The sequence below is a fragment of the Collinsella sp. AM42-18AC genome (assembly GCF_003467965.1).
Taxonomy (GTDB): domain Bacteria; phylum Actinomycetota; class Coriobacteriia; order Coriobacteriales; family Coriobacteriaceae; genus Collinsella.
This window is the reverse complement of record NZ_QSFY01000003.1, coordinates 158728-176272: the sequence shown is the minus strand read 5'-3', so window position 1 is coordinate 176272 and position 17545 is coordinate 158728. Positions and strand designations below refer to the sequence as shown.

Here is a 17545-nt window from a genome sequence, read left to right as displayed (position 1 = left end):
ACGAGCTCATGCAGCTCGAGTACCTCATGAACAAGTTCGGCGACCGCGACCTCGAGGTCTACCTGATCCACGCCGCCGAGTGGAACGCCATGGGCCACAAGCGCATGACCGAGAAGTCCGTCGTGCTCACCGCCTCCGAGTCCGGCACCACCCCCGAGGTCCTCGAGGCCGTCAAGAAGATGAAGGACATGGGTGTGCGCGTCTACGCCATGACCAAGCCCGAGGGCCTCATCGGCCAGGCTGTCGGCGCCGAGAATTGCGTCAAGATGGCTTCCGATCATGGTAACGGTGGCTGCGAGATGGGCTACTACCTCGCCGACTGCTTCGGCCTGCGCCTGCTCAACCGCCGTGGCTGCTTCCCGCAGTTCGATAAGTTCATCGAGCAGACCAAGGACGTTTGGACCCACCTGGTCGACATCCGCAAGAGCTTCGAGCCGCGCGCCGAGGAGCTCGCCAAGAAGTACGCCCTGGCCCCCTACACCATGTTCATCGGCTCCGGCGCCCTGTGGGGCGAGACGATCCTGTTCTCGATGTGCATCCTCGAGGAGATGCAGTGGAAGCGCACCCGCTACATCACCTCGGCCGACTTCTTCCACGGCACCCTCGAGCTCGTGGAGCCCGGCGTCCCGGTCTTCCTGTTCATGGGCGAGGACGAGAACCGCAAGCTCGACGAGCGCGTCCGCGCGTTCCTGACCCGCGGCGTGACCGGCGACACCGACGTCAACGTCATCGACACCGCCGAGTTCGCGATCCCCGGCCTTGACGACGAGTTCCGCGTCATCGTGTCTCCGTGGATCCTCTCCTCGCTGATCACCGATCGCCTTGCCGCTTACTACGAGACGGTCACCAAGCACAACCTCAACTACCGTCGTTACTATCACCAGTTCGACTACTAAGAGCAGATAACGTTTGTGTAATTGGGCCTCGCTCCTATATGGAACGGGGCCTCGTTTGGGTTGGAGAGTAATTTTGAGCTATCCACAGCTTGCCGTCATGAATATCAGCCATCGCTATTTTGACCTTGAGGAATTCTTTTCCTCGGCAGCGGCCTCGGGCTACACGTGTTGCGAGCTTTGGACCGGGGCGATGCATCTGTATGTCGATTGCCATGGATACGATTCGCTCGAGCAGGTGCGGGAGCTGTCGCAGCGGTATGGAGTTCGGATTGTGGGACTTTGTCCCGAGCAGAACAACCCCAAGCCGTGGAATATCGCGGCGCGTGGGAATGAGGCGCGTGCCCGCACGCTCGCGTACTTTAAGAACGTTGTGGATATCGCGGCGGAACTTGGAGCCGAGCAGGTCATGGTCTCGAGCGGCTGGGCATTTTTGAACGAGCCGATCGAGGACGCGTGGGGTCGCAGCGCCTCGATGCTGCGTGCGATTGCCGAGCATGCGGGAGAACGCGGCGTGCGACTGGTGCTCGAAGCCCTACAGCCGGTTGAGTCGATGATCGTGAACTCGGCGGCCGATACGAAGCACATGATCGAGGCAGTTGATCATCCGGCACTTAAGGCGTGTCTGGATATGGGCGCCATGGCGGTGGCGGGGGATACCATCGACGATTACTTCGATCTGCTTGGCGATGATGTCGCCCACGTGCATTTTGTCGATGTTGCGGCAGATGGCACGACGCATCTTGCCTGGGGTGACGGCGACCGCGATATGCGCGCTGACCTGGATAGGCTGGTGGCGCGCGGCTATCGCGGAGTTGTTTCGGCCGAGACCTATGACGGGCGCTATTTTGCCGACCCCGCAGCTGCCGATGCGCAGGTAATGGCAGAGTATCGTCGTGCGATTGGCGCCTAGGTGGGGTTGGGCTGCGGCAATCTGCCCCATGTTTCCAAATGAATACGGTGTGAGCGGCTGCGACGGATTTCCCCCGCAAACACTCTAGTATGCTAAAGTACCCAGAAGACCGGCGGAGCTATGCCGGTCTTCTGTTCTATACGAAGCACAGCATGAGGAGGCTCACCAGATGACGGCCACACCGTGGGGATTCCGGGACATATTGCCCGAGGAGGCTCAGGCACGCGAGGAGATCGCATGTACGGTGAAGGGCTGCTTTAGGGAGCATCATTATCTGCCGGTTGAAACGCCGCTGCTCGAGGACAAGGGTTCGCTCGAGGAAGGTGGCCGCATTGCGGACACGCCGTTTAAGCTCTTTGACGATGATGGGCGTTTGCTGGTGGTCCGTCCCGACAACACGTTGCCGATCGTGCGCTTGGTTTCGACCCGCATGCGCGCGGCCGACCTGCCCCTGCGCCTGCGCTACGAGGCGCCGGTGGTTCGCGAGTGCCAGCGCAATGCCGGCGGCTCGCGTCAGTTTACGCAGCTGGGCTTTGAGCTCATCGCCGCGGGCGACGCCGCGGGCGATGTCGAGATTGTCTCGCTGGTAGCCGAGGCCGTGCGCAAGCTGGCGTTGCCCGATGCGCGCATTATCGCAGGTAGCGTGCGTCCGTTTAAGGAGCTGCTTGCGGCATGTGAGGATCGCGAGCTGGCTGTCGAGGCCCTGCGCTGCGTGCACGCCAATGACTTTGTGGGCCTCGATGCCCGCGTGGCGGCAAGCACCGAGTCCGATGCCGTCAAGGCCGCCATTAGCGAGCTGCCGCGCCTGCACGGTGGCCCCGAAGTGCTCGACCGCGTGGACGCGCTGCTGGAGGCCGCCGGTATCGTCGCGCCGCTCACGCGCGAGCTGCGTGCCCTGGTCGAGGGTCTGGCTCCCGAGGACGCCCAGGTGCTGTCCTTCGACTTCTCCATCATGAACTCGTTTGATTACTACACGGGCCTGGTCTTTAAGGCCTATGCCGGCGGCCTGCCCGATCCTGTTGGCTCGGGCGGACGCTACGACTCCATCTTTACCGGCGCGTTCGGCGATGGCATCGAGGTACCGGCGGCGGGATTTGCCTTTTCGCTCGAGCGTCTGGAGGCCGCGCGCACTTCGGCTGAGGACGCCGCTTCCGACGGCGACCACGCCGCGGGCCGTGGTGCCGAGGGTCCGCTGCGCATCGCCGTTCCCAAGGGCTCGCTTAAGGCCGACACGCTCGACGTGCTCGAGGCCGCGGGCCTGGACGTCTCCGAGCTACGCGACCCCGGCCGTCACCTGATCGTGCGCGGTCGCGATACGCGTGCCGGCGAGGGCGCGGTCGGAGATATCGAGTTTGTCATTGTGCGCCCCAGCGATGCGCCCGCCTTTGTGGGCTGCGGTGGTGCCGATTGCGGCATCTGCGGCTGGGATTCGCTTATCGAGGCCGACCTCAACCTGCTGCAGTTGGTCGATCTGGGCTACGGCCTGTGCACCTTTATTGAGGCTGAGCCCGCTTGGCGCGCCGGTCAGGCCGAGCGCAACTATGCCCGCCGCGGTTCGCTTCGCGTGGCCACCAAGTACCCGCGCATTGCGAGTGCCTGGTATGCCGAGCGCGGCGTGAACGCCGATATCGTCTCACTGCACGGTAACATCGAGCTGGGCCCCATTGTCGGCATGACCGATCGCATCGTGGACATCACCGCCACGGGCGCCACGCTGCGCGACAACGACCTGGTCATCACCGGCCGCATCATGGACTGCACGGCCCGCTTCTTTGTCAATCCGGGTGCTGCGCGCCTGGATCCGCGCGTACGCAATCTGGCAGATCGCTTGGCCGCGGCCGTTAAGGACAAGCATTTTGAGCCCGTCGCGGGCTCGGCACAATAGCGCGACCGCGCACGGGCGCCCCAACGTACGGGCTGCGGGCCGATTGGCGCCGCCGCCCGGCCTCTCGTTTTTCGAACACAACCTCGACCGATAGGGGATACCGATATGAAGACCATCAAGCTTGCTCCCGGTGAGCGCCTCGTTACCAACCAGCTCAACCGCAAGGGCGTGCTGCCGCAAAACATCATCGACGCCGCCCGCGATATCGTGGCCAACGTGCGTGCCAACGGGGATGCCGCGGTGCGCGATTACTGTCAGCGTTTTGACGGCGTTGAGCTGCAGAGCTTCCGCTTGCCGCAGGAGCAGATCGATGCCGCGCTCGAAGGCCTTGACCCGGCCTTTGTCGCCGCGCTTGAGAAGGCCGCGCGCCAGATTCGCGAGTTCCACCAGCGCGAGGTCGAGCAGAGCTGGTTTACCACGCGTGTGGACGGCACGATGCTCGGCGTTAAGGTGACCCCGCTCGCGGCGGCCGGCATCTATGTACCGGGCGGTCGCGCGCAATATCCCTCCACCGTGCTCATGAACGCCATTCCCGCCAAGGTCGCCGGCGTCAAGCGCGTGGTTATGGTGACCCCGCCGCAAAAAGACGGCCTGATCAGTCCCTACACGCTCGCCGCGGCAAAGCTCGGTGGCGTGGACGAGATCTATATGGTGGGCGGCGCCCAGGCCGTGGCCGCGCTGGCGTACGGCACCGAGACCATTCCGCGCGTCGACAAGATCACCGGCCCGGGCAACGCCTTTGTCGCCGCGGCCAAGCAGATTGTCTCGGGCGACGTGGGTATCGACATGGTCGCCGGCCCCTCCGAGGTCTGCGTACTGGCCGATGCCACGGCCAAGCCCATGGTGGTCGCGGCCGACCTTATGGCCCAGGCCGAGCACGATCCGCTTGCAGCCTGCTATCTGGTGACCTGCGACGAGCAGTTTGCGCGCGAGGTCGAGGCTGGTATCGACATTCTGGTAGCGCAGTCGCCACGCGCCGAAATCACGCGTGCTTCGCTCGACAATGAGGGCACCATCGTGGTGGCCGCCGACATGGCTGCCGCCGTCGAGGCCGTGAACACCGTGGCGCCCGAGCACCTTGAGCTGCACTGCAAGGACGCGATGGGCCTGCTCGGCGGCATTCGCAACGCCGGCGCCATCTTTGTGGGCGCTTGGAGCTCTGAGCCGCTCGGCGATTATGTTGCCGGCCCCAACCACACGCTGCCGACCGGCGGCACGGCCATGTTCTCCAACCCGCTTTCGGTCGAAGAGTTCGTTAAGCGCTCGAGCGTCATTTGCTATACACCTGAGGGCCTGCTCTCCGACGCTCCCGCTACGCAGCGCCTGGCCGAGGCCGAGGGCCTGTGGGCGCACGCGCTCTCTGCCGCCCTGCGTCGTCGCGTGCTGGAGCAGGGCGAGGATGCCGTGAGTGCCGAGTCGCTGGCTGCGGCCGACCTGACCAAGGTCGCCTGGCCGGGCGACGCTGTGGCGACGGTCGCCGAGGGTGTGGACCTGGCGGCTGCAGGCTCGGGTGGCGCTGGCGCGACCGGCGAGGAGGCCTAACATGGCCGAACTTACGCCGCGCATGAAGGAACTCGTCCAGCCCTACCTGGCCGGCATTGAGCCCTATGATCCCAACTTTACGCCTACGCGCATCAATCTTTCGGCCAACGAGAACACCTATCCCGTGCCGGTCGGCGTGCGCGAGACAATCGATGCGGCCTTGGCTGCCACACCGCTCAACCGCTATCCCGATCCCATGTCCAACGACCTGCGCGATGAGCTTGCTGCCTGGCATGGCGTGGCACGTGAGAATATTTGCGTGGGAAACGGCGGCGATGAGCTGCTCTATAACTACCTGCTGGCGTTTGGCGGCGCGGGGCGGACCCTGCTCAACTGCCCGCCGTGCTTTAGCGAGTATGCGTTCTTTGCATCGCTCTGTCAGACCGAGGTGCGCGACGTGTGGCGCGACCCGGCGAGCTTTGAGCTCGACCAGGCAGCCGTGCTTGCCGCGGCGCCGGAGTGCAGCCTGGCCATCGTGACTTCGCCCAACAACCCCACGGGCGACGTGGCACCGCTCGACTTTGTCGCGGCCCTGTGCGATGCGTGCCCCGGCATGGTCATGGTCGACGAGGCCTACGTTGAGTTTGCGGACGATTCGTTTGGCGCGGCCACCACGGCGCAAGGCCTTATCGCCGAGCATCCCAACCTGGTGATTCTGCACACGCTGTCCAAGGCGTTCGGCGCCGCCGGCACGCGTCTGGGCTATGTGATCGCGGCGCCCGAGGTCATCGATGTGTTCGCGGCGATTCGCCAGATCTATTCGGTCAACGTGCTGAGCCAGGCGGCAGCACTTGCCTGCGTGCGTGCCCGTGATGCCTATGCACCCGTGGTGGCGCAGGTCGCATCCGAGCGCGAGCGCGAGCTGTGCGCCCTGCGCGCGATGGCTGCCGAGGGCCTGCCCGTGGAGGCATGGCCGAGCGCGGCGAACTTTGTGCTCGCACGCACGCCGCATGCCACGCGCGTGCGTGAGCGTCTGCGCGACGAGTATTCGATTTTGGTGCGCGACTTTAGCTATGCGCCGGGGCTCGCGGACTGTCTGCGCATTACCGTGGGCACCCCGCAGGAAAACGACGAGGTGCTGGCTGCGTTTGCCGCGCTGGTGAAGGAGGAGATGTAGATGGACCGCTATGCCGAGGTAACCCGCAAGACGAGCGAGACCGACATTGTCGTAAAGCTCGACTTGGACGGATCTGGCGTGTGCGATATCTCGACCGGCGTGCCGTTTTTCGACCACATACTCAACGCTTTTGGTCGCCATGGTCTGTTCGATCTGACGGTGCACGCGGTGGGCGACGTGGAGGTCGATGCGCACCACACCGTCGAGGACACGGGTATTGTGCTGGGCGAGGCGTTTTGCCAGGCGCTGGGAGACAAGGCGGGCATTACGCGCTTTGCCGACGCGGCGATCGCCATGGACGAGACGCTTGTGATGGCTGCTGTTGATATTTCGGGCCGCGGGCAGGCCTACTGCGAGCTGCCCGTGCCGACCGAGCGCGTGGGCAGCTTCGATACCGAGCTGGCCGTCGAGTTCTTCTACGCCTTTGCGCGCGACGCCAAGCTCACGCTGCACGTGCGCGAGCTGGCGGGCAGCAACTCGCATCACATTATCGAGGCCGCCTTTAAGGCCGTGGGCCGCACGATGCGCCATGCCTGTGAGCTGGATCCCCGCGTGCAGGGCATCCCCAGCACCAAGGGTTCACTGTAACCTGTCCCATTTTGGCAGGTTTTGAATGGGGAAAAGGAGGGTCGCGTGGGCGAACCGAAGATCGTGGTGGTCGACTACCACAAGGGCAACTTGTCGAGCGTTGCGCGCGGGCTTGCGCGCGCCGGTGCCGCCGCCTGCACGTCGGACGATCCGGAGCAGATCCGCAACGCCGACGGCTTGGTCATCCCGGGCGTGGGTGCGTTCTACGACGCGATTGCCTTTATGCGCGAGAGCGGCGAGGCGGACGCGGTGCTCGACGCCGTTGCCGCCGGAACTCCGTTGCTCGGCATCTGCCTGGGCCTTCAGCTGTTTTTTGAGCGCGGCAACGAGGGCGTGCCTGCGGACGAGGGCGTGCCGGCGGACGGCGACGCCTCCGAGCAGGCCGGTGGCCCCTGGGTCGATGGCCTGGGCATTATGCGCGGTTCGTGCACGCGCTTGGAATCGAGTCGCCTGAAGGTGCCGCACGTGGGCTGGGACCAGGTACACATGACGCCCGCCGGTGCGCCCGATCCGCTGCTTGCCGGTTTTGCCGAGGGTGCCAACATGTATTTCACCCACAGCTACGCGGTGGCCGACGACGCCGATGCCGCCGATGTGCTGGCGCGCACGCACTATACGCGGAGCTTCCCGTGCATCGTGCGTCACGGCAACGTGTGGGGTTGTCAGTTCCATCCCGAGAAGTCCTCGGCGCTGGGGCAGCGCATCCTTAAGAACTTCGTCAACATCGTCGAGGAGGTTGGCCGATGATCCTGTTTCCCGCAATCGATCTGATCGGCGGCAAGGTCGTGCGCCTTGAGCGTGGCGACCGCAGCCGCTGCAAGGTATATTCCGACGACCCCGTGGCCGTTGCTCGCTCGTTTGCCGAGCAGGGCGCAAGCTGGGTGCACGTCGTCGACCTGTCCGCTGCCTTTGGCGAGGACGAGGGCGCGTGCGCTGCCAACTCGGCGGCGATTAAGGCCATCTGCGGCGTCGACGGTCTGTCCGTGGACGTAGGCGGCGGCGTCCGCTCGCTCGTGCGCATCGACGAGTTGGCTGGCTACGGCGCGCGTCGCATCGCGCTAGGCACGGTGCTCGTGACCGAGCCGGGATTTGCCGAGGTGGCGGCGCAAGGCTTTGGCGAGTTACTGGTGGCAGACATTGCCGCCCGTGACGGCCAGGTCAAGGTGAATGGTTGGCGCGACGGCGCGGGTGTGGCGCTCGACGACGCCGTGGCGCAGCTCACCGAGCTGGGCTTTAAACATCTGGTGTATACCGATATCGCGCGCGACGGTATGCAGACGGGCATCGACGTGGCAGCATATCGCCACGTGGCCGAGGTCGCGGGCTTTCCCGTTGTGGCGTCGGGCGGTATCTCGACGCTCGACGATATCCGCGCACTGGCCGCGGTGGGCGAGGATGCCATCGAGGGTGCCATTACCGGTCGTGCGCTCTACGAGGGCAACTTTACGCTGGTACAGGCGTTGGCCGCCGCGCGAGGGGAGGAGTAGCCCATGCTTACCAAACGCGTCATTCCCTGCCTGGACGTTAAGGACGGCCGCGTGGTCAAGGGCGTCAACTTTGTGAGCCTGCGCGATGCGGGCGATCCGGTGGAGCTTGCCCGTGCCTACGATCGCGAGGGTGCGGACGAGGTCGTGTTCCTGGACATCACTGCCACGAGCGACAACCGTGCGACGACCATCGAGATGGCGGCGCATGCGGCCGAGGAGCTCGCCATTCCCTACACCGTGGGCGGTGGCTTTCGCGACCTTGCGGGCATGCGAACGATGGTGGCGGCCGGTGCCGACAAGGTATCGCTCAACTCTGCCGCCGTGCGCGACCCGTCGCTGATCAGCCAAGCTGCCGCGGCGTTTGGCAGCCAGGCCGTGGTCGTGGCGATCGATGCCAAGCGCGTCGGCCTGCCTGGGCAGCCGGATGCCGACAAGTGGGAGGTCTTTACCGCGGGAGGCCGCAATGCCACGGGTATCGACGCGGTGGCGTGGGCCGAGGAGGCGGCTCGCCGCGGCGCCGGCGAGATCTTGCTGACCAGCATGGACCGCGACGGCACCAAGGCCGGCTTTGACCTGGCACTCACCCGCGCCGTGGCGCGTGCGGTGCCGATTCCCGTCATCGCGAGCGGTGGCGTGGGCACGCTCGAGCATTTTGCCGAGGGCGTGATCGAGGGCGAAGCCGACGCCGTGCTGGCGGCCAGCGTCTTTCACTTTGGAACCTTCAGCATTCGCGAAGTCAAAGAATATATGGCCTCTCAAGGCATCCCTGTCAGGTTGGACTTCTAGCGCTGCGGCTTGCCCAGGCGCCCGACCTTCCGGCTCCAACCCTCCTCGCGTACTTTAAGTACGCGTCGTCGGGCTTGTCGCTCGGAATCTCGGGCACCTGGACAACCCTCGCCGACCTGCGAAGTTTGAATTTGGGGAGAGAAATGGAAGAGATAACCGATCCTTCAAAACTTACGTACGACGCCCGCGGGCTGATTCCTTGTGTGGTTCAGCAGTATGACACCGGCGAGGTGCTTATGGTTGCTTGGATGAACGAGGAATCGGTGGGGTTGACGCTCAAGACCGGTACCACGTGGTTTTGGAGCCGCAGCCGCCAAGAGCTCTGGAATAAGGGCGCGACGAGCGGCAATATGCAGGAGGTCAAGGAGCTCTGGGCCGACTGCGATAGCGATACGCTACTGGTCAAGGTCGACTCGCCGGGTCCGGCCTGCCACACCGGCAACCGTACCTGCTTCTTTAAGCGCGTGGAAGGGGGAGTGCGATGAAAGTCGTGACGCCGTTCGAGGTCGCCGACTGCAACACCGAGCTCCTCCGCGCGGGCGTGCCATGCCGCGTGCACCTGACTGATGCCTGCGGGGCGCAGTCGCTTTGGCTCGAGGCCGAGAAGGAAAGGCTCGATGAGGCCCATGCCGTCATCGTCGAGTTCTTTGAGAAAAAGGGCGCAAAGCCTCGGTTCGATGAGACCGGTACCTACTTTACGCTGCAGTAACGAGAGGAAATAACCATGGGAGTCAGAACAGCTAACGTGCAGCCGGGAAATATCGGTGAGACGCTGACGGGGCTGGCCGAGGTGATTCATGGCCGTCGCGACGCGTCGCCGCAGGAGAGCTATACCGCGCGTCTGCTGACCGACGTGGAGGATGAGCTGCTCAAGAAGCTTGCCGAGGAGGCGAGCGAGGTCATCATGGCCTGCAAGGATAACGATCACGACCACATCCGCTACGAGGCCGGCGACCTGGTCTACCACCTGCTCGTGACGCTTGAGCGCTACGGCATCACCCTTGACGAGCTGGCCGGCGAACTCAACGCCCGCCGCCACTAGTCGTTTAAGAACGTCCCCAATGACTAGTTAGGCGAGGGGCGTGGGTTGCCATTCTCCGGTGGGGTGGGGGATGTCGAAGGCTCGATAGCCGCAGTCGTAGGCGTGGGCTTGTGCATCGCGGATATTCCAGCAGATGTCACAGGCGCGGTGCGCGTCCGAGCCAAAGGTGATGGGCACCTCGGCATGGGCAAAGCAACGCAACAGTCCCGTCGAGGGGTAATAGTCGTCGAGGCCCTTGCGCGGCGCGGCGGTCGAGACTTCGACACGGCGACCCGTATCGTGGGCGCATTCGGCCATCTGCTCCCAAAACGGCGCCGGGTCAAAATCGGGCGCAAAGCCTTCCTTCGAAAAGCGCATGACCAGGTCGGGGTGGGCCATCACGTCAAAGTTAAGCGGGCTCTCGCAGGCGCGGCACCAGTCGTCGACGTAGCGCTCCCACACGCCGCGCACGCCTAAGTTTTCCCAAACATGCAGGTCGGTGTCATCGTCGATCCAACCGCAGCGCGAATCGGGTGTATCGGGACGAGCGACGTCCTCTGTCCCCGTCGTGCCCGCAGCGCCTGCCGCAATATCGCCCGGGTTGCCAATCCAATGTACGCTGCCCAGGCGCACGACGGCGCCCCGGGACCAGCGCTCGACCAAAGGCTCGCAGCCTTCGTACCAATCGCACTCAAAGCCATAGATAAGCTCGAGTTTCGGCGCGATCTGCGCGGCAAGCTTGCGGGCATCCTCAAAAGCCAGACGATGTGCCGGCAGGTCGCCCTCGGTAACCTGTACCTCGCAATTGGCGTCCATGCTGGCGGGCAGGGTGAGGTGGTCAGTCGAGACCATAACGCGGCAACCGGCCGCAGCAGCGGCGCGGACGTTGTCCTCAAACGAGGCGTGCCCGTCCGAGAACGAGGTGTGGGTATGGCAATCGACCAGCGGGCAAGCAGACATGGCGACTCCTTTGCGTCAAGCGAATCCGCCCTATTGTAACGGCGCGGTCCCCGCTGCGATGAGCGCACTGGGGGCCGAAATCGACTGGAAAGGACGGGCAGCGCATAAGGGCGAGCTCGCGACATCGGTCTTGCTCCAATACATGTACATCAGCCTCTAAAAGCTGCAAGTAATGACATGTTTGAAGGCTGATGTACATGTTCGGCTGAGGCGGTGGAGTGTCGGTTTCTTGCGGACAAGGAAAATCGCGCTCATCACGCGCCGTCACACTCGTGCAGCCCGCGATGTGCTAGCGTTTGAGTGAACAAAACGAGCCCGCGCGGAAAGGATCCAGACCGTATGCAATGCGATAGCACATCCCCGCTGTCTCGCGAGACCGATGCGCCCGAAACTATCGTCAAGCTGGAGTGCGACATCGACGACGCGTCGCCCGAGGTGCTTGCCTACGCTGCCGATTGTCTGCGCAAGGCCGGCGCTCGCGAGGTGCATTGGTTGCCGCTTTACTGCAAAAAGGGCCGCCCCGGATGGCAGCTGCAGGTGATCTGCTCGCACGAGGATATCGAGCGCCTGCAGACGATTATCTTTTCGGAGACCACGACCAACGCCGTTCGTCGTCAGGTGATGGAACGCGTTTGCCTGCCGCGCCGATTCGAGCAGGTGACAACGCCTTGGGGCGAGGTATCCGTTAAGGTGGCGACCCTGCCCGACGGCAGCGAGCGCGCGGCTCCCGAGTACGAGAATTGCGCCCGTCTTGCCCGCGAACATGACGTGCCGCTCCAACGCGTGATGCAGGCGGCTCAGAGCGCTGCGCTGCGATTCGAGTAACACGGTAGATGGGCTCCATATCCGCCAGACCCCGTATTCAGCCCCCATCAACTCCACTTCGAAAGGACTCCCCATGAAATACCTCATCGCCTCCGACATCCACGGCTCGGCATACTGGGCCGAGCGCCTCTGCACTGCTATCGAATTCGAGCAGCCCGACCGCATTGTGCTGTTGGGCGACCTGCTCTACCACGGCCCGCGTAACGACCTGCCGCGCGACTACGCCCCCAAGCGCGTGATTCCGCTGCTCAACGCCCTGGCTGACCGCATTATCGCCGTCCGCGGCAACTGCGACGCCGAGGTCGACCAGATGGTCCTCGACTTCCCCGTCATGGCCGACTACGCCACGTTGTTTGACGAGACCGGCCGTGAACTGTTCCTGACGCATGGCCACGTCTTTGGCGCTGGCATGCATAACAGCGTTGACCACGCGCCCGCGCTGCCCGAGGGCTCCGCGCTCGTCTACGGCCATACGCACATCAAGGTTAACGAGGAAAGCGCCGCGCACCCGGGTCTGTGGCTCTTCAATCCCGGCAGCGTGAGCATCCCCAAGGACGGCACACATAGCTACGGCGTCTACGAGGGCGGCGCGTTCCGCCATGTGATCATGGGGGAGGACTAACCATGGCCGAGCATATGGCTCAGCAAAATGACGAGGGTTCGCGCGACCTGTCCACGCTGGTAGACGCGTCGGCCGAGCTGCAGCATCTGGTGCAGACCATCTGGCGCCTGCGCCAGCCCGATGGCTGCCCGTGGGACCGCGAACAGACGCATCAGAGCATTGGCAAGAACATGATCGAGGAAGCCTACGAGGCACTCGATTGCATCGAGACCGACGACGCGGCGCATCTGCGCGAGGAGCTCGGCGACGTGCTCATGCAGGTGGTACTGCATGCGCAGATTGCGGCGGACGCCGGTGAGTTTACGCTGGCCGATGTGGCGCGCGATATCGACGCCAAGCTCATTCGTCGTCACCCGCACGTGTTTGGCGATGTGGATGCCGATAACTCCGACGAGGTGCTCAAGATTTGGGACGAGGTCAAGCTTGCCGAGAAGGCTGCCAAGGACAAGGCCGTGGCGGCAGGCGAGGCTGCGCCCGAGGGCCTGCTTGACGGCGTACCCACACATCTGCCGGCGCTGATGCAGGCCCAGAAGGTGTCGCGCAAGGCGGCTGCCGTGGGCTTTGAGTGGGAGACAGTCCAGGATGTGTGGGACGAGGTTGCCGAGGAGCGTGCCGAGTTTGAGGCCGAGGCTCCCGGCTCGCCCGAGCGCGAGATGGAGTTTGGCGACCTGCTCTTTGCCCTGGTCAACGTTGCGCGCAAGGAGGGGATCGACGCCGAGAGCGCTCTGCGCGCCAGCACGGCAAAGTTCCGCCGTCGCTGGGCCGCGATGGAGGCCGTCGTGCACGAGGCGGACGATGACCTCGCCGCCTGCTCAACCGCTCAGCTCAACGACCTGTGGGACCAAGCAAAAGCAAGCGAGTGAGGCCTGCGTCTCTCACGGCATCCATTCGTAGAGAGGTCTCTACAAGCAAAAAGCCATATACAACGGAAGATGTGCCAGCTGTGCTTCGGCATCCCACTCGAGTTGTTTAGGGTGCAACACGTAAGCCATCCCAATCTTCTTGTTAAAGCGCGCGCGGAATCGGTCGAGGGAGATGGTTCCGTATCTGCGTGGCGACTTAACTTCGATGGGGCTGATGCGCGGCTTTCCGGCGGCATTGACATAGGGTCGGGTAACGAGGAAGTCGATTTCCATGCGCTCCTCCCCCTCCTTCTTTCCACTTTGGGAATAAAAGAAGAGCCTGTGTCCATTGGCCTTTAGAGATTGGGCAACGTAGTTTTCGGTAAGCATTCCTTCGTTCAATCCGATGTCACCGCGAAGCACGGCCCTGTAAACGTCTTCATCGGCATCGTTGTTGTCAGAGAAGGCAAGCGTTACAAGCAGGCCGGTGTCTGCCATGTAACACTTGAGGGCCGTTTGCTCCATGCTGAGTGAAAGGCCCACGCTCGGTTCGCTTGCGGCATAGCAGATATTGGCAATTCGCGCGTCTGCCAGCCAAAAGAAGGCTTCTTCGTAGGTGCGCATGCGTGCGTTTTTATCAAGTGAGGAAAGCTTGAATCGTTTTTCGTGCCTAGAGAGCTGACCCGGGATGCCATCGAGTACGGAGACGACTTTGAATTCGTAACCGGTTGCAAAACGAGAGATATCGTTGCGATAGAGCTGGACGATTCGGCGCTTCGAAGCGTCGACGGGCGCAAAAGCGCGCTGCTCAACATAGATGGATACCGGCTCAGGCATGCCGCCTACGAGCATGTATTCGCGCATAAGGGAGAGCGCTCTGCGATGTAGGGCATCGGGGAGCGGCTTCATCTTGTTAAAACTCATGCGAATGAGATCGGCCAGCCCCTTTTCGTCCATGCCCCAAAGAAACTCCTCAAAGTCGAGGGGCTCAAGTTCCAGAGACTCTTCCTCGGATGGGATGACGATATCTTTAATGTTCTGCTTGATGCTGAGCAGGGATCCAGTTTCGATGTAGTCGTAACGTCCGTCTGCAACGAGATACTTGATGAGTCCGCGTGCTTGCGGGTACATCTGGACCTCGTCAAAGACGATAAGCGTCTCGTGTTCATAGAGTTTGACGTTATAGAAAACCGAGAGATAGAGGAAGAGCGAGTCGAAGTCAGTGCGATAGTCCTCAAAATATTGCTTAACTTCGGCAGGTGCTTGAAAGAAATCAATGACAAGGCAGGACTTGTATTCGGTTTCTCCAAACGTGTGGGCAAGCGTGCTCTTGCCGACGCGGCGGGCTCCTTCAATAAGAAGTGCTGTTTTACCAGCGCTTTCATGCTTCCATTTTAGTAGTTTGTCATAGGCTTTTCGTTTAAGCATGGCTACCTCGTACACGATATCCAGAACTTTTATAACCTGATTATGCACGATATCCAGAACTTTAGACCCTTAGAATTGCACGATATCCAGAACTTTGCACGATGTAAAAGCACATTATTGGCTCTTTCATTCGCAAGCCAGGTAAAGACGGTATGCCGATAGAAGAATTTAATGGGGGGCGACCTCTAGAGATGAATGCTCGGTGCAAAAACAAGCGCCCCAAAGAATGATTTCTCCAATTCATATGTATCCCTTGGCTAACTTAGGGCATAATGCAAAAAGTGCGACATGGCTAACTTACGGAGGCGCACCGATGGTGCACAGTCGGCCAGTCGCTTGCATCAACTACGTTTCCAAGTGAGAGGGAGACAACATGAGCGATATTTTGGACGTCTACGGTCGCGAGGTGCTCGACAGCCGCGGCAATCCCACCGTCGAGGTCGAGGTCGTGCTCGAGGACGGCAGCTTTGGCCGCGCAATGGTGCCTTCGGGTGCTTCGACCGGCGCCTTTGAGGCATGTGAGCTGCGCGACGGCGACAAGGGCCGCTATCTGGGCAAGGGCGTTTCGCAGGCCGTCGAGCACGTCAATAACGAGTGCGCTAACGCCGTCGTGGGCCTCGACGCCTTCGACCAGCGCGCCGTCGATGCCGCGCTGATTGCCGCGGACGGTACCCCCAACAAGACCAAGCTCGGTGCCAACGCCATCCTGGGCGTGTCGCTGGCCGTCGCCCGCGCCGCTGCCGAGTCGGCGGGCCTGTCGCTGTACCAGTACCTGGGCGGCGTCAACGCCCACCTGCTGCCCACGCCTATGATGAATATCCTCAACGGTGGCGTCCATGCCGACAATAACGTTGACTTCCAGGAGTTCATGATCATGCCGGTGGGCGCCCCGAGCTTTGCCGAGGGCCTGCGTTGGTGCGCCGAGGTCTACCACACCCTCAAGGGCGTGCTGCACGAGGCCGGCCTGGGCGGCGGCGTGGGCGACGAGGGCGGCTTTGCGCCCAACCTCAAGACCAATGCCGAGCCGTTCGAGTACATCACCAAGGCCGTGGAGAAGGCCGGCTTTAAGCCCGGCGTCGACTTCATGTACGCCATGGACCCGGCCTCGACCGAGTTCTACAACGCCGAGACCGGCATGTACGAGCTCAAGGGCGAGGGCGTGGAGTACACGAGCGCCCAGATGGTTGATTACTGGGAGAAGCTCGTCGACACCTATCCCATCATCTCCATCGAGGACGGCATGGCCGAGGAGGACTGGGACGGCTGGGTTGAGCTCACCCGTCGCATTGGCAACAAGGTGCAGCTGGTGGGCGACGACCTGTTCGTCACCAACACCGAGCGCCTTAAGAAGGGCATTGAGCTGGGCGCCGCCAACGCGATCCTGGTCAAGGTCAACCAGATCGGTACGCTCACCGAGTCGCTCGAGGCCATCGAGACCGCCAAGGAGGCCGGTTACGCCTGCATCGTGAGCCACCGCTCCGGCGAGACCGAGGACTCCACGATCGCCGACCTGGTCGTGGGCGTCAACGCCGGCCAGATCAAGTCGGGCGCCCCGTGCCGCAGCGACCGTATCGCCAAGTACAACCAGCTCATCCGCATCGAGGACGAGCTTGAGGGCAGCGCGCACTACGCCGGCAAGGCCGCGTTCTACAACATTCGATAAACAGACGAGCTTGGTGGGGAGGGACAGACTCGGCTTTGCCCCGCTTCAGTTAGATGCTACAGAGCGCTATCGGGCGCTGGGCCGTATGGCTCAGCGCCTTTTTTATGTCGAGCAAAGGCTGGCGAAGGCGGTGCGCATGCTCGTGCTATAACTAAAGGACTTAGCGCAAACAAACCTCAACCGCACAAGGCGCACATGGATCAGATTTACGACAACAGGTACTATTCCGCCGGTTCGCGCGAGCCGTCGCCTCGCCCTGCGCGCACGGTGCAGCTCGGTGGGTCCGCCTACGCCGGCGTCGGCCGCCCCGCGCAGCGCCCGACAAGTACCTCGCGCCCCAATGCCCAATCAAATACTTTGGCAGATGGACCAGTGCGCCCGGCGCGTTCGTCGCATGCATCGCGTCTCTCGACTCAGGCACACGACAAATCGAGCAGACCCTCGAGTCGTCTTTCGGGCTCGGACTTTATGCATTACGCCAACGACAACGCGGTGGTCAAGGCGATCTATGACTTTACGCATGGCTCTCTGCGTCCGCTGTTTATCGGTATCGTGGTGGCGCTGGTGCTCGTGAGCCTGTATTTTCCCGTGCGCGATCTGTACGTGGCAAAGCGTTCGAGCGATATCTTGGCCAAGCAGGTCGAGATTCGCCAGCAATACAATGATGAGCTGCAAAAAAGCGTCGACAAGCTGCTCTCGGAGGAGGGTATCAAGGACGCGGCGTCCGAGGACCTGGGCCTGGTGATGCCCGGCGAGAAGAAGATTGACGTGCTAGGCTTGGACGACGATTCGGACTCGTCGTCGAGCAAAAAGTCCTCAAACGCCAAGAAGGCCAGCGAAGTGGCCAAGGAAATCGAAGAAGTCGGCAAGGACGCGCCGTGGTACATCCAGGCGCTCGACATGCTGTTTGGGTTTAACGGCGTCGAGGGTCAGACGGTCGTGTCCAACGGCAAATAGCGCCCGGAGGGGAGCC

General features: G+C 62.6%; 19 protein-coding genes. 17 read left to right on the top strand and 2 right to left on the bottom strand.

Translation table 11 applies throughout. The features are described 5' to 3' along the window. The 12 genes from DW913_RS03285 to hisE form a co-directional block, all read left to right on the top strand. A partial coding sequence (locus DW913_RS03285) for an SIS domain-containing protein (RefSeq protein ID WP_117797571.1) occupies positions 1-896 on the top strand: 896 nt, incomplete at its 5' end. A 73-nt stretch (positions 897-969) separates the two neighbouring features. Beyond that, on the top strand, positions 970-1806 hold the full coding sequence (locus DW913_RS03280) for a sugar phosphate isomerase/epimerase (protein ID WP_117797564.1): 837 nt from the start codon (positions 970-972) through the stop codon (positions 1804-1806). A gap of 169 nt (positions 1807-1975) precedes the next feature. Next, positions 1976-3691 carry an ATP phosphoribosyltransferase gene (gene hisG / locus DW913_RS03275; RefSeq protein ID WP_117797563.1) on the top strand — a complete coding sequence of 572 codons (1716 nt, stop codon included), beginning with the start codon at positions 1976-1978 and terminating at the stop codon, positions 3689-3691. Between the two features lie 105 nt (positions 3692-3796). Continuing rightward, positions 3797-5233, top strand: coding sequence for a histidinol dehydrogenase (hisD, locus tag DW913_RS03270; RefSeq protein ID WP_117797562.1), 1437 nt, complete (start codon positions 3797-3799; stop codon positions 5231-5233). A 1-nt stretch (position 5234) separates the two neighbouring features. After that, positions 5235-6350 (top strand): histidinol-phosphate transaminase, encoded by a 1116-nt coding sequence (hisC, locus tag DW913_RS03265; RefSeq protein WP_117797561.1) that lies wholly within the window; start codon positions 5235-5237, stop codon positions 6348-6350. Next, positions 6351-6938, top strand: a complete 588-nt coding sequence (hisB, locus tag DW913_RS03260) for an imidazoleglycerol-phosphate dehydratase HisB (RefSeq protein WP_117797560.1) — start codon at positions 6351-6353, stop codon at positions 6936-6938. Positions 6939-6983: 45 nt separating this feature from the next. Further along, positions 6984-7685, top strand: a complete 702-nt coding sequence (locus tag DW913_RS03255; RefSeq protein WP_117797559.1) for an imidazole glycerol phosphate synthase subunit HisH — start codon at positions 6984-6986, stop codon at positions 7683-7685. Then, positions 7682-8425, top strand: a complete 744-nt coding sequence (locus tag DW913_RS03250; RefSeq protein WP_117797558.1) for a HisA/HisF-related TIM barrel protein — start codon at positions 7682-7684, stop codon at positions 8423-8425. Before DW913_RS03255 ends, DW913_RS03250 begins: the two co-directional genes overlap by 4 nt. Positions 8426-8428: 3 nt before the next feature. Continuing rightward, the gene (hisF, locus tag DW913_RS03245; RefSeq protein ID WP_117797557.1) at positions 8429-9211 is read left to right on the top strand and encodes an imidazole glycerol phosphate synthase subunit HisF; all 783 of its coding nucleotides are present in this window, start codon (positions 8429-8431) and stop codon (positions 9209-9211) included. Between the two features lie 143 nt (positions 9212-9354). After that, positions 9355-9696, top strand: coding sequence for a phosphoribosyl-AMP cyclohydrolase (gene hisI, locus DW913_RS03240; protein WP_117797556.1), 342 nt, complete (start codon positions 9355-9357; stop codon positions 9694-9696). Then, positions 9693-9920: a hypothetical protein gene (locus DW913_RS03235; RefSeq protein ID WP_099432266.1), complete on the top strand. Its 228-nt coding sequence runs from the start codon at positions 9693-9695 to the stop codon at positions 9918-9920. Before hisI ends, DW913_RS03235 begins: the two co-directional genes overlap by 4 nt. 15 nt (positions 9921-9935) lie before the next feature. Then, the gene (gene hisE, locus DW913_RS03230; RefSeq protein WP_117797555.1) at positions 9936-10253 is read left to right on the top strand and encodes a phosphoribosyl-ATP diphosphatase; all 318 of its coding nucleotides are present in this window, start codon (positions 9936-9938) and stop codon (positions 10251-10253) included. A 27-nt stretch (positions 10254-10280) separates the two neighbouring features. On the opposite strand, the gene DW913_RS03225 is transcribed toward hisE, so the two are convergent. After that, on the bottom strand, positions 10281-11192 hold the full coding sequence (locus tag DW913_RS03225) for a PHP domain-containing protein (RefSeq protein WP_117797554.1): 912 nt from the start codon (positions 11190-11192) through the stop codon (positions 10281-10283). 339 nt (positions 11193-11531) lie between these two features. On the opposite strand from DW913_RS03225, the gene larC reads away from it, so the two are divergent. From larC to mazG, 3 genes are all read left to right on the top strand, one after another. Then, complete coding sequence (gene larC, locus DW913_RS03220; RefSeq protein WP_117797553.1) at positions 11532-12017, top strand: nickel insertion protein; 486 nt, start codon at positions 11532-11534, stop codon at positions 12015-12017. 73 nt (positions 12018-12090) lie between these two features. After that, complete coding sequence (gene yfcE, locus DW913_RS03215) at positions 12091-12639, top strand: phosphodiesterase (protein WP_117797552.1); 549 nt, start codon at positions 12091-12093, stop codon at positions 12637-12639. A gap of 2 nt (positions 12640-12641) precedes the next feature. Further along, on the top strand, positions 12642-13502 hold the full coding sequence (gene mazG, locus DW913_RS03210; RefSeq protein WP_117797551.1) for a nucleoside triphosphate pyrophosphohydrolase: 861 nt from the start codon (positions 12642-12644) through the stop codon (positions 13500-13502). 39 nt (positions 13503-13541) lie between these two features. Here the strand turns inward: mazG and DW913_RS03205 are convergent, their stop codons facing one another. Beyond that, positions 13542-14957, bottom strand: coding sequence for an ATP-binding protein (locus DW913_RS03205; protein WP_233541982.1), 1416 nt, complete (start codon positions 14955-14957; stop codon positions 13542-13544). Positions 14958-15282: 325 nt separating this feature from the next. Between DW913_RS03205 and eno the strand changes: the two genes are divergently transcribed. Together eno and DW913_RS10150 are read left to right on the top strand one after the other, a co-directional pair. Next, positions 15283-16572, top strand: coding sequence for a phosphopyruvate hydratase (gene eno / locus DW913_RS03200; protein ID WP_117646214.1), 1290 nt, complete (start codon positions 15283-15285; stop codon positions 16570-16572). A 195-nt stretch (positions 16573-16767) separates the two neighbouring features. Next, on the top strand, positions 16768-17529 hold the full coding sequence (locus tag DW913_RS10150) for a septum formation initiator family protein (protein WP_233541981.1): 762 nt from the start codon (positions 16768-16770) through the stop codon (positions 17527-17529). Positions 17530-17545: the final 16 nt, after the last annotated feature.

Bases quoted from the DNA above. Each gene is read 5' to 3' on its own strand.
- hisG (WP_117797563.1), top strand. From the start codon at position 1,976: ATGACGGCCACACCGTGGGGATTCCGGGACATATTGCCCGAGGAGGCT.
- hisD (WP_117797562.1), top strand. From the start codon at position 3,797: ATGAAGACCATCAAGCTTGCTCCCGGTGAGCGCCTCGTTACCAACCAG.
- hisC (WP_117797561.1), top strand. From the start codon at position 5,235: ATGGCCGAACTTACGCCGCGCATGAAGGAACTCGTCCAGCCCTACCTG.
- hisB (WP_117797560.1), top strand. From the start codon at position 6,351: ATGGACCGCTATGCCGAGGTAACCCGCAAGACGAGCGAGACCGACATT.
- DW913_RS03250 (WP_117797558.1), top strand. From the start codon at position 7,682: ATGATCCTGTTTCCCGCAATCGATCTGATCGGCGGCAAGGTCGTGCGC.
- hisF (WP_117797557.1), top strand. From the start codon at position 8,429: ATGCTTACCAAACGCGTCATTCCCTGCCTGGACGTTAAGGACGGCCGC.
- hisI (WP_117797556.1), top strand. From the start codon at position 9,355: ATGGAAGAGATAACCGATCCTTCAAAACTTACGTACGACGCCCGCGGG.
- DW913_RS03235 (WP_099432266.1), top strand. From the start codon at position 9,693: ATGAAAGTCGTGACGCCGTTCGAGGTCGCCGACTGCAACACCGAGCTC.
- hisE (WP_117797555.1), top strand. From the start codon at position 9,936: ATGGGAGTCAGAACAGCTAACGTGCAGCCGGGAAATATCGGTGAGACG.
- DW913_RS03225 (WP_117797554.1), bottom strand. From the start codon at position 11,192: ATGTCTGCTTGCCCGCTGGTCGATTGCCATACCCACACCTCGTTCTCG.
- larC (WP_117797553.1), top strand. From the start codon at position 11,532: ATGCAATGCGATAGCACATCCCCGCTGTCTCGCGAGACCGATGCGCCC.
- yfcE (WP_117797552.1), top strand. From the start codon at position 12,091: ATGAAATACCTCATCGCCTCCGACATCCACGGCTCGGCATACTGGGCC.
- mazG (WP_117797551.1), top strand. From the start codon at position 12,642: ATGGCCGAGCATATGGCTCAGCAAAATGACGAGGGTTCGCGCGACCTG.
- eno (WP_117646214.1), top strand. From the start codon at position 15,283: ATGAGCGATATTTTGGACGTCTACGGTCGCGAGGTGCTCGACAGCCGC.
- DW913_RS10150 (WP_233541981.1), top strand. From the start codon at position 16,768: ATGGATCAGATTTACGACAACAGGTACTATTCCGCCGGTTCGCGCGAG.